The following is a 10,081-nucleotide window of genomic DNA, read 5'->3' as shown; positions in this document are numbered from 1 at the left end:
AAAACAATTTATTATTTAAACGGATATCATTTTTATCCAAAAAACATAATCAAACAAGGCAAAGATTTTGAATATTATGTAAGTAACTATTTTAAAAATCAAGGATATGAAGTAATAAATAATTTTGAAAAAAAAGAAAAAGATGAGGGAATAGATATAATAGCTCAAAAAGGACATGAGCTATTATTAATACAGTGTAAAAATTGGGAGATACCTGTAATAAGTCATAAAGAGATAAAAGAATTTTTAGGAAATTGTTACTTATTTCTTTATAATCATATAGAATATAGAAGATTTAAAAAGGTTAGAAGATTATATATAACATCAAATTCAAACCTCGATAAGTCTGCAAAATATCTTCTAAAAGACAACTATCCTTTTGTTGAATATATACAAATTCCTTTTAAAAAGGAAAAATAATTATTCACAATTCACATTAAAACTCTTGACTTTTAACAGATATTCTTTTTGATAATTATAGCACAATTGAAAATTGAGAACTGAGAGTGACAGACACTTATAAACCGATTTGATATAATTATCGAAAAACTTAAAGGAACGTAATGAAAATTGTTTTTCTGGACGCTTTGACCCTGGGGGACGTTGATTTTGAAAGGTTCGAAAAATTAGGACACGTAGAGGTTTATAAAACGACAAAGCCTTCCGAAACGTTAAAGAGGGTGAAAAATGCTGATATAGCGGTAACCAACAAGGTTGTAATCGATAAAAACATTATGGACAATGCGGATATTAAATTTATACAGATTGCAGCTACGGGAATGAACAATGTCGATTTGGAATATGCGAAGCAAAAAGGGATAATTGTAAAAAACGTGGCCGGTTATTCCACAAATGCCGTTATTCAGCAGACATTCGCACTTGTTTTGGGACTGTTGAACAAAGTCTGTTATTTTGACGGATACACACGCAAAAAATATCCAAACGGCGAAATATTTACACATATTCTGAACTGGTTTGAAATTAACGGGAAAAAATGGGGGATAATAGGACTCGGCGAGATAGGAAGGGGTGTTGCTAAAATTGCAAAAAGTTTCGGAGCGGATGTAATCTATTATTCCACAAGCGGTAAAAACAGCAATCCTGAATATAAAAGGGTTGATCTTGACGAACTTTTAAAAACAAGCGATATTATATCCGTACACGCTCCTTTGAACGAAAAAACAAAAAATCTTTTAAATTATGAAAAACTGTCACTCGTTAAGGATAACGCAGTGCTTGTAAATCTCGGAAGAGGAGGGATTATAAATGAAAAGGATCTTGCCGAAGTTTTAGAACAAAAAGATATTTTCGTCGGACTTGACGTATTTGAAAAAGAGCCTGTAAATGCGGATAATCCTCTTTTGAAATTTAAAGAAAAAACACTTCTAAGCCCTCATATAGCATGGACAAGCATAGAGGCAAGGAAAAAACTTATGGGCGGGATTTACAGGAATATTGAAGAATTTGTAAAAAGCGGAAATTAAGCCGCTTTTTGATCTATGTGAACATCCATCTGAGGATAAGGGATGTTGATTCCTTTTTCATCGAATGTGGTTTTGATAGTCTCAAGCAGTTCGCTTCTGACTTCCCAGTAATCTTCGCTTTTTACCCAGGGTCTTACATTAAAATTGACGCTGCTGTCGGCAAGTTCGGCCAAAGCCACCACAGGTGCAGGGTCTTTTAAAACTTTAGGATGGTTGTTTAGAATTTCCTCAAGAGTAGATTTTACAAGTTTTAAATCGTCTTCATATCCGACCCCTATTACCAAATCGATTCTTCTTACGGCTTCTCTGGAATAGTTTGTGATATTACCTCCTAAAATGTTGGAATTAGGAACGATTATAATCCTGTTGTCCCCCGTTTTGAATGTTGTGTTGAAAATACCTATTGCATCCACAACACCTACAGCCCCGCCCGCTTCTACAAAATCTCCCACCTTAAAAGGTCTTAAAAACAATAAAACAACACCGGCGCCTAAATTTGCAATGTTTCCCTGAAGGGCAAGACCCACAGCCAGAGAGGCGGCACCTATGACCGCTGCAAAAGATGTGGTGTTAATCCCGAGAGTACCGAGTGCTGCAATCGCCACCAGCACCAGCAGGCCGAAATATACGAGATCACCCAAAAACTTTATCAGGGTTATGTCGGTATTTGATTTTTCAAGCATTTTTCTGAAAAGTTTGGTAAACTGTTTCGAAAGCCATTTTCCCATTATATAAATCGCAACGGCACCTATAACCTTCAGACCGTATTCAAGTGTTAAATTTATGTATCCGTTCATTCCGTTCCTTTCGGTTTCCTGTCATATTTCTGCCAGTTATTGGCTTTTATCATATGTTTTAGCAGTTTAACATATTCCTCTTTTTTTTGGGAATAGTTTATCATGGTGTCCGCCGCCGCAAGACCCGTGAAAGTTTTGTTTTCTTCAAGGTATTTTTCCCTTAAATCCCTGAATTTTTTATATGCCGGGTTTCTGTTTAGGTTTTTCATATATGCGGCAATGGAAGATTCGAGAGAAGGAAATATCTTTATCGAATAGTTTATTTTTATATGGTCGTATTTGCTTTTAGGCGCAAGTCCTTTGTTCGAATATGTCCAGTGGCCGAATATGTTGTTAGCCTCTTTAACGAATCGGCTTTTTCCCCATCCGCTTTCTATTGCGGCCTGTGCAAGGGCTAAAGAAGCCGGAATTATGTTTATTTTTTTTAAAAACTCTTTTTCGTCGGTAATATGCTTTATTTTGTACGTTTTGGCTATTTTGGCCAGAAAAGAGACTTTTTTCGGATTCATTAAAAAATAAGGGTCTTTAAAAATTTCAATAACGGTGTTTCTCAGTTTTTCTATTTTTCTGTTTTCGGCCTGTATCAGGGGCAGCATTATTTCGACGAAAGCCTGTTTTTGGCGTTTAATGCCTTTAACTTTATAATACCACGAGGGAAACGCCCCGTACAGATTAATAACAAATAAAAGCAAAACAAATTTTCTCAAACATTCTCCTTAAAACAGTGTCGGTTCCAAAGCTTTTAATTTATAGCTTTTTCTGTGGATGTCGCTGAATCCGTGTTTCTTTATTTCTTCGATGTGTTCTTTTGTAATGTAGCCTTTGTGTTTTTTAAAATTGTACATCGGGTATTTTTCGGCAATTTCGGACATATATCTGTCCCTGCTGACTTTTGCGAGAATACTGGCGGCACTGATTTCTTTAACTTTACCGTCGCCTTTTATAATTGTTTCGATACCTTCAACGCCGAAATTCGAGTTACCGTCAAAAAGGTATTTGTCGGCTTTTAACGTTTCTTTGATTTGCGTAAGCGCCGATTTTATTGCAAAAGAAAGCCCTTTTCCGTCTATTGTTTTATTGTCTACAAAAACGATATGATACTCACACGTGTTTTTAATAATTTCAAAAAGCTCCTCCCTTTTTTTCGCACTGAGCTTTTTTGAATCGTTTAACATATCTAAATAATTCTCAATTCTCAATTCTCCATTCTCAATTCTAAAAACACATCCCGCCACCACGAGTGGTCCGGCTATAGGACCCCTTCCGGCTTCATCTATTCCGCAAATCTCCACTGCCAAAACGGTGTTACCTCCACTTCAAAATTTTTATGTTCGAATTCAAATTCGTTCGAAATTGTAATAACCTGCACTTTGTTTACGTTTTTTACTTTTTTGAGTTTTTCTTTCAGTATCTCTTCGTTTGCAAACGGCATAACCATAATTCCTAATTCTTTTTGAGGCAGGTAAAAGCTCAGGGTGTCTTTATAATAGATTTCATCTTCGTTGAGTTCAAGAAAAATTATGTTTTCAAACGTTAAAAGTATGTTTTTTCTGTTTGTAAGGATGTTTTTGAAAGCGAAATTGTAAGAATAGAATTTTTTAGGGGATTTCGGGGAATTGAATTTGTCAACTTCGAAAATCACTCTTTTTTCCAGCAGTTCCCCCGTTGTTTTGTAAAAGCGGTCTTTGCTTATTTTTATTCTTTTTTTTAATATTTGGTAAATCTGATAAAGCGTGAATTTTTCGCCGATGTGTGAAAAATAGAATTTTATTATCTCCTTATTGTAAGGCAGAAGTTCGAACTGTTCTTTAAGATACTCTTCTTTAAAATAATCCTCCAAAAAGACGCTTCTCGGAAAATTTCCCGTTTTTAAAAATTTATCGAAACTGTGCGTAATGCTCTGGGAATTGTCGAAAGAGAAGAACTCTTCAAAATCCAGCCCTTTTAAACGGATGTGTCTGAAACCGTCAACTTCAATGTTTTTATCGGTTATTATAAATACGGTTGTTTCGGGTATTTCCACTGAAAAGTCGAAATTGTCGAATATTACTAAATCATACCCTTCGAAATCGAAATTTTTTTCCCTGTAGTCCGCAAAATCCAGATATTTGTATTTTCCGTTGAAACTTTCTAAAAAACTGAATACCAGAAATGTTTTTCCCACCCCCTTAGGCCCTGAAATAACCGTATTTTCGAAATTCAGTTTTGTTTTTCTGTCCTGTATTTTTTTCGGCAGCAAAACGCTCCTTTTTTATTGTGTTGTTTTGTATTATAACATAATCAAAAATCCCAAAAGCGCTATTAAACTTTCGTACAAAAACAGATTTTCCCCGTACATTATTCCCGAAAGTATGCTTCCCGTAAATGCCGCCATTCCGTAAGCTATTCCGGCGTAAAACTGCTGGGCGAGCGTTTTGTTGGTATAATGTTTCGAAATATATAAAAGGGCCGAGGTGTGAAATACGGCAAATGAAAAAGCGTGAATTAACTGCGATACCGCTACCATTGTTAGGTTGCCGGCGAACGCAAAGAGCATAAACCATCGCAAAGCCGTAAGTGCGATTGAAATTTTCAGTAAAAACACCGGTTTGAATCCGGCGATGAACCTGTGCTGGAAAATAAAAATAAATATTTCGGCCGTAACGCCGATTGCCCATAGCCATCCTATATACTCTTTCGGTATTCCGTGGTTTAAATTGTATATGGTGAAAAAATTGTAAAACCCTCCGAAACTTATCTGTAAAAATACAACGGCGAGCCAGAACTTCCATTCTTTAAGAAGATTTATTGATGCGGAATGTTTTACGATTTTGGTGTCTCTTAAAAAATATAAGGCCGTTATATTGGTAAGAATCATTAAAATAATAAAAAGCCATACCAGATTGCCGTTTATGTATGAAAAAACGATTCCGAACAGCATAAAGCCTATACTCCCGTAAACCCTTGTTTTGCCGTATTTTTCTTTAAGCGTTTCTATTGCTATTGCCTCAATGTACGGAAATACGATGCTGAAACTCACACCGATTAGAAAAAAAGCAATTAAAATCGGATAAAAACTGTGGGTTAAAAGTAAAAAAGAGGCTGCTGTTGAAAGCACAAGCGCCGAAACATAATCGAATTTTGTGAGCGGTTTTTTAAGATATATGAAAGGGATTAAAAACCTCGCAATCGGAATCATTGAAAAAATTATACCTATCTCTTTCGCGCTGAAACCTATCTGTTTGAAAAATTTCGGCATAAAAATAACGTAATCGCCTATAAGGGTGAAAAAAAGAAAATAAAAAAGACTTAAAACGAAAAAAGTTTTATTTGCCATTTAGTTCTTTTATTGAAGTAATCAGGTTGTTCAGATCTTTTTGTGTTACGGGGTAATCAAAGTCTCTTTGTTTTTCACAAAACGTCGCCCCCGGCCACCACGGGTCGTTTTTGAATCTCGGAATGATGTGGATGTGAAGGTGCGGCACCATGTTTCCGAGCATCGCAATGTTTACTTTGTCGGGATTTAGGGTGTCAATTAAAATCTTTTCTATTTTTTTTGCTAAAAGCATAATTTCAATTGCTTGCTGATCGCTTAAATCGCTGAATTCTTTAACGTGTTTTTGTGTAATAACCCTTATGTATCCCGGTATTTCGTCAATGAGGATAACCCTTAGAAAACCGTTTTGAAAAATTACGTTTTCGTTTCCGGGACTGCAAAGGGGGCAGGGCATTAATTTCCTCTGCTGCCTGGTTTAACCGGAGTGCTTCCCGCTTTGCACATAGGACAGTTTTGCGGATCATACACTTCGAAGTCAAAATCGTCAAGCGCGAAAAAAGGCTTGTCGGCAGGAAGTTTGCATTCACTCTTTCTTTCGCTTTTTCCGTTTATCCTTTTACACACTCCCCTGTTGGCGATTGCCGCAAACGCAACAACCTCGGCGCCTCTTTTTTCAACTTCCCCTGCGGCTTCCATTGCGGACCCGCCTGTTGTAATAATATCTTCGCAGATTAGGATCTTTTCACCTTTTCTTACTTCAAATCCTCTTCTTAAAGTCATTTCGCCTTTGACTCTTTCGGTGAAAATAAATCTGACCCCTAACGCACGCGCCAGCTCATATCCGGCAAGCAGCCCGCCTATTGCGGGAGAGCATACCGTATCTACTTCAATTCCGGCTTCTTTTATCTGTTTTGCAAGTTCGTTCGCAAGTTTTTCGGCAATTTCGGGGTGTTCTAAAACCCTTGCGCTTTGAAGGTAATATTCGCTGTGCTTGCCGCTGCTTAGAAGAAAATGCCCCTTTAAAAGGGCCCCCTGGTTTTCATATATTTCTTTTAATTCTCCATTATCCATTCTCAATTCTCCGTTAGATTAAACTTTCATTACGTCATCGATTTTTTTATTTACTATTTCATCCACTTTAGCCACGAAAGAATCTGTAATTTCCTGAACTTTGTCAAGCCCTCTTTTTTGATCGTCTTCGGTTATTTCTTTGTTTTTGAACATTTTTTTAATGTCGTCGTTTGCTTCGCGTCTTATGTTTCTGATTGCTATTTTCGCTTTTTCGCCGAATTCTTTTGCTTTTTTCGCCTGTTTTTTTCTCTCTTCTTCCGTCATCGGAGGGAAATAAAGCTTGATAACGTCACCGTCGTTGTTCGGATTAGCCCCTACGTTTGCTTCCTGAATCGCTCTTTCTATATCGCCGATAATGGATTTGTCCCACGGACTTACGACTATCGTAGTCGCATCTACGGCGTTTACGTTCGCCACCTGATTAAGAGGAGTCGGCGCTCCGTAATATTCGACTTTCACCCCGTCAAGAACGTGAATGGACACTTTTCCGGTTCTTAGTGTGTTTAGATCTTTTCTTAAAACCTCAATGCTCTTTTCCATATGCTCTTTGGCAAACTCAAATACTTCTTCCATTATTCCTCCTTTAGAATTAATCTTGAAATCATTTCATAATTATATCTTATGATAACACGGTTTCGGTATTTTTTCAGTTCGAAACCGGGTTTATATTCAAAATGTCCGTTTTTAACCCTTACGCCTTTCCAGCCGAGTTTCGTTATGTAAATATTCACATAAGGTCTGTCCGTGTATCCGCTGATTTCGGTTATCGTGTTTTTATTTCTTTTTATCTTAAGGTTTTTAATGTTTAAAACTTTGGTTTTAAGTTTTTTCGAAATGTCCACCGTGCCTGTGAGGGCGAACCTGTCTATGTCGTTTTGAGGCGAGGAGAGGGCGTACGCCCCCGGGTTTTGGTTGGCTATAACCGGGAAAAAAGAGTTGATTATTTTTTTTACCCGTTCGTCGTATTCCCCGTAGGGGTAGGCATACATCTTAGGCACGTAGCCGATATGCTTTTTAAAAGCGGCGATTGCTTTTTTCGTATCTTTTATTATTTCTTCATCCCTCAGCTTTGCAAGATGCGGGTGTGCCCAGCTGTGAACACCGAGCTCCCCGTATTTGGTACACTCTTTAACTTCCTTCCAGCTCATGAAATCTCCCCATTTTCGGGATGTTGCCTTGCCGTAGACGAAAAGTGTGAACGGAATGCCGTATTTTTTAAAAAGCGGCAGACCGTTTTTGTAAAAGCTTTTGTAGCTGTCGTCTATTGTAAAAACAACAATTTTGTCTATGTTTTTACCTTCTTTTTGTGTTTTTAAGAGTGTCGAGAGTTTTACGGCCTTGTATCCGTGTGATTTTATGTATTCGAAATATTTTATAAGCTCTTTTGAAGACGTGTTTGTGTAAGGGTGTCTGTTGTCGTCTATTCTGTGTAAAACGAACAGATGAGCTTCGGCGAAAAGCCAAAGCGGCAGGATGAAAAAAAGCAGGTTTCTCATTACTGTTTGGCCGGAGCCTGAGGAACGCTCGGAACGGCCGGGGCGGTTTTAGGCGCCGGAGCCGTTTTGTGGATTTTAACTTCGTCAAGTGCCGAAGTGTTTGCCTGTTTGTTGTACAGATATACGAGGGTAAGGGTGTTGAGTACGAAAAGGAGTCCCAATATCATTGTCGCTTTTGTTAAAAAATTCATAGGGCCTTTTGCGCCGAACACCGTGTCGTTTGAGCTTGAATATGCCCCGAGCCCCATGGACTGAGATTTCTGAAGCAGTACCAGAATAACTATAGCAACTACCAAAACAATTTGAACAGTAAATAAAATACCGGTCATTTTTTACCTTTTTTGGGTAGAATTATATCACAATTTATAATGGAAAACGGAAAATGGAAAAAAAGTCAGGAAGCTTTGACAGGTTTGCCCATACGTACGGGGAATACAACGTCATTCAGAAAAGAATAATAAAAAAATACCTTCCTTTTGTAAAAGAGAGGGTTATAGATCTCGGCTGCGGAAGCGAAGGGCTTTGCAGGTATAAAAAATTTGATTTTTATTTGGGAATCGACTCTTCGGCGGAGATGCTCAAAAGAAACCCGTGCAATACGGTTAAAGCTGATTTTAACACAAAAGAGTGTTTTGAACTGATAAAAAAATACGAATTTGATCAGCTGGTTTCTTTTTCGGCGCTTCAGTGGGCGGATAATTTGGAATCTGTTTTTGGGGAAATCAAAAATCTTAATAAAAGCTATCTGCTGGCGGTATTCACTTCAAACACGTTCAAATCGCTTCATAAACATTTGGGTATCAAATCACCGATATGCTCCGAAGGGGAAATTTTAAAAGCTTGTGAGATGTTAAGACCGGCAAATGTTGAAAAACTGTATTATGAAATGAGTTTTTCAAATCCTAAAGAGCTGCTTGAATATATAAAATATTCGGGTGTCGGGGGCGATGTCAGAGTCAGTCCGGCAAAAATCAGGGGGTTTTTAAGAAACTTCCCCGTTGATTTTCTGGAATTCGAAATTATTGTTATTTATTAAATTTAGAAAGAATTAGAGTTTTTCTAAATAGTCCATCATAACATCGTAATTAGGACAGTATTGTCCGTGATATGAGCTACATTTAGGAACGCAGTTTCCGGCGTTTTTTTCATAAACAAACGTGTATTGTATTATTGTGTAAAAATATTGATTAGAAAATCTGTCGATACCGTAACCTTTTTTAAAAAGAATTTCATTTCTTACTTCATTTTTAAATAAAACGGTTCCGGCGCTGTTATTGCTGAAAACGGCGTATTTATCCCAGAGATTTTCAGGCTTTCCATATTTTAGAGGTATTATAAACAACTTATAAGCTACACATTTTATCATTTCCTTTGAACCTTGAGAATTTGTGTTTAGAGGGTGGTTTTTCATATATTCCGCTTTTTCCGCTTCGGTAAGTTCGTCGAAATCTACCGGAGTTTCTTTTCCTCCGTTTGTGAATTTGTTTGTTGAGTTTGTCGTTTTTCTTAATATTCTGTTAGCGTCTTTAAAACTTTTATTCACCGAATCGTTTACAGAACCCCAAAATCTTGCATTGCTTTGTTTTTCCTCCTTTTTGGTTTTGGCTAAATTGTTTAAACTTATATTGATTTGTCTGTCGGCGTATTTTCTGTATGTTTTTTGATATTTTTTTACCGCTTTTGTTATTTCTTTGGCACAGTAGGGATTGATTTTTGTTTGAAACGACGCTTTATACATGGAAAGTGTTTTACACGTTAATCCGGGGTTTTTTTGAATGAGAGCCTAATTGCGCTTCCGTTGGAGGTTTTGTAAATTACAGTGTCGATTATCAACATAACGGTACCGTCCCCTAATAGATAAAGGTCTTTTTTCCATGAAGAAGGAGACAGCCCTCTCATACCCGGATAATTAATATATTCGTATATCGGAATATGTATAACTTTGGGAAAAATCTCTTTTACAAACTGCGTTTGATA

At 37.1% G+C, this 10,081-nt stretch carries 15 protein-coding genes; 3 read left to right on the top strand and 12 right to left on the bottom strand.

Annotated elements, in window-relative coordinates:
- Together ACXJIE_RS00775 and ACXJIE_RS00770 are read left to right on the top strand one after the other, a co-directional pair.
- On the top strand, positions 1-420 hold a 420-nt coding region (locus ACXJIE_RS00775; RefSeq protein WP_456479075.1), incomplete at its 5' end, for a restriction endonuclease.
- Positions 421-563: 143 nt separating this feature from the next.
- On the top strand, positions 564-1,484 hold the full coding sequence (locus ACXJIE_RS00770) for a D-2-hydroxyacid dehydrogenase (protein ID WP_456479074.1): 921 nt from the start codon (positions 564-566) through the stop codon (positions 1,482-1,484).
- Here ACXJIE_RS00770 and ACXJIE_RS00765 read toward each other — a convergent pair.
- From ACXJIE_RS00765 to secG, 10 genes are read right to left on the bottom strand one after another with little or no spacing between them, the layout of a single operon-like run.
- Positions 1,481-2,281, bottom strand: a complete 801-nt coding sequence (locus tag ACXJIE_RS00765) for a mechanosensitive ion channel family protein (protein WP_456479073.1) — start codon at positions 2,279-2,281, stop codon at positions 1,481-1,483. The genes ACXJIE_RS00770 and ACXJIE_RS00765 overlap by 4 nt on opposite strands.
- Positions 2,278-2,988, bottom strand: coding sequence for a glucosaminidase domain-containing protein (locus ACXJIE_RS00760; protein ID WP_456479072.1), 711 nt, complete (start codon positions 2,986-2,988; stop codon positions 2,278-2,280). The genes ACXJIE_RS00765 and ACXJIE_RS00760 overlap by 4 nt, the downstream gene beginning before the upstream one ends.
- A 9-nt stretch (positions 2,989-2,997) precedes the next feature.
- Positions 2,998-3,579, bottom strand: a complete 582-nt coding sequence (gene rnhB / locus ACXJIE_RS00755; RefSeq protein WP_456479071.1) for a ribonuclease HII — start codon at positions 3,577-3,579, stop codon at positions 2,998-3,000.
- Complete coding sequence (locus ACXJIE_RS00750) at positions 3,555-4,520, bottom strand: ATP-binding protein (protein WP_456479070.1); 966 nt, start codon at positions 4,518-4,520, stop codon at positions 3,555-3,557. The genes rnhB and ACXJIE_RS00750 overlap by 25 nt, the downstream gene beginning before the upstream one ends.
- A 30-nt stretch (positions 4,521-4,550) precedes the next feature.
- Complete coding sequence (locus ACXJIE_RS00745) at positions 4,551-5,597, bottom strand: MFS transporter (protein ID WP_456479069.1); 1,047 nt, start codon at positions 5,595-5,597, stop codon at positions 4,551-4,553.
- Positions 5,587-5,991 carry an HIT family protein gene (locus tag ACXJIE_RS00740; protein ID WP_456479068.1) on the bottom strand — a complete coding sequence of 135 codons (405 nt, stop codon included), beginning with the start codon at positions 5,989-5,991 and terminating at the stop codon, positions 5,587-5,589. Before ACXJIE_RS00740 ends, ACXJIE_RS00745 begins: the two co-directional genes overlap by 11 nt.
- Positions 5,991-6,608, bottom strand: a complete 618-nt coding sequence (gene pyrE, locus ACXJIE_RS00735) for an orotate phosphoribosyltransferase (RefSeq protein WP_456479067.1) — start codon at positions 6,606-6,608, stop codon at positions 5,991-5,993. Before pyrE ends, ACXJIE_RS00740 begins: the two co-directional genes overlap by 1 nt.
- Before the next feature lie 18 nt (positions 6,609-6,626).
- Positions 6,627-7,184, bottom strand: coding sequence for a ribosome recycling factor (gene frr, locus ACXJIE_RS00730; RefSeq protein WP_456479076.1), 558 nt, complete (start codon positions 7,182-7,184; stop codon positions 6,627-6,629).
- Complete coding sequence (locus ACXJIE_RS00725; protein WP_456479066.1) at positions 7,181-8,104, bottom strand: polysaccharide deacetylase family protein; 924 nt, start codon at positions 8,102-8,104, stop codon at positions 7,181-7,183. Before ACXJIE_RS00725 ends, frr begins: the two co-directional genes overlap by 4 nt.
- Positions 8,104-8,433 carry a preprotein translocase subunit SecG gene (secG, locus tag ACXJIE_RS00720; protein ID WP_456479065.1) on the bottom strand — a complete coding sequence of 110 codons (330 nt, stop codon included), beginning with the start codon at positions 8,431-8,433 and terminating at the stop codon, positions 8,104-8,106. Before secG ends, ACXJIE_RS00725 begins: the two co-directional genes overlap by 1 nt.
- A gap of 53 nt (positions 8,434-8,486) precedes the next feature.
- Here secG and ACXJIE_RS00715 point away from each other — a divergent pair, with 53 nt between their 5' ends.
- A complete protein-coding gene (locus ACXJIE_RS00715) occupies positions 8,487-9,140 on the top strand; it encodes a methyltransferase domain-containing protein (RefSeq protein WP_456479064.1) in 654 nt (217 codons plus the stop codon).
- Positions 9,141-9,152: 12 nt separating this feature from the next.
- Here ACXJIE_RS00715 and ACXJIE_RS00710 read toward each other — a convergent pair whose 3' ends face one another.
- Together ACXJIE_RS00710 and ACXJIE_RS00705 are read right to left on the bottom strand one after the other, a co-directional pair.
- Complete coding sequence (locus ACXJIE_RS00710; RefSeq protein ID WP_456479063.1) at positions 9,153-9,842, bottom strand: hypothetical protein; 690 nt, start codon at positions 9,840-9,842, stop codon at positions 9,153-9,155.
- A 17-nt stretch (positions 9,843-9,859) separates the two neighbouring features.
- A partial coding sequence (locus tag ACXJIE_RS00705) for a hypothetical protein (RefSeq protein ID WP_456479062.1) occupies positions 9,860-10,081 on the bottom strand: 222 nt, incomplete at its 5' end.

Source organism: Nautilia sp. (assembly GCF_053994455.1).
Note: the sequence above shows the minus strand (reverse complement) of the source record. Positions and strands in the feature narration are given on the sequence as shown.

Bases quoted from the DNA above. Each gene is read 5' to 3' on its own strand.
- ACXJIE_RS00770 (WP_456479074.1), top strand. From the start codon at position 564: ATGAAAATTGTTTTTCTGGACGCTTTGACCCTGGGGGACGTTGATTTT.
- ACXJIE_RS00765 (WP_456479073.1), bottom strand. From the start codon at position 2,281: ATGAACGGATACATAAATTTAACACTTGAATACGGTCTGAAGGTTATA.
- ACXJIE_RS00745 (WP_456479069.1), bottom strand. From the start codon at position 5,597: ATGGCAAATAAAACTTTTTTCGTTTTAAGTCTTTTTTATTTTCTTTTT.
- ACXJIE_RS00740 (WP_456479068.1), bottom strand. From the start codon at position 5,991: ATGCCCTGCCCCCTTTGCAGTCCCGGAAACGAAAACGTAATTTTTCAA.
- pyrE (WP_456479067.1), bottom strand. From the start codon at position 6,608: ATGGATAATGGAGAATTAAAAGAAATATATGAAAACCAGGGGGCCCTT.
- ACXJIE_RS00725 (WP_456479066.1), bottom strand. From the start codon at position 8,104: ATGAGAAACCTGCTTTTTTTCATCCTGCCGCTTTGGCTTTTCGCCGAA.
- secG (WP_456479065.1), bottom strand. From the start codon at position 8,433: ATGACCGGTATTTTATTTACTGTTCAAATTGTTTTGGTAGTTGCTATA.
- ACXJIE_RS00715 (WP_456479064.1), top strand. From the start codon at position 8,487: ATGGAAAAAAAGTCAGGAAGCTTTGACAGGTTTGCCCATACGTACGGG.
- ACXJIE_RS00710 (WP_456479063.1), bottom strand. From the start codon at position 9,842: ATGTATAAAGCGTCGTTTCAAACAAAAATCAATCCCTACTGTGCCAAA.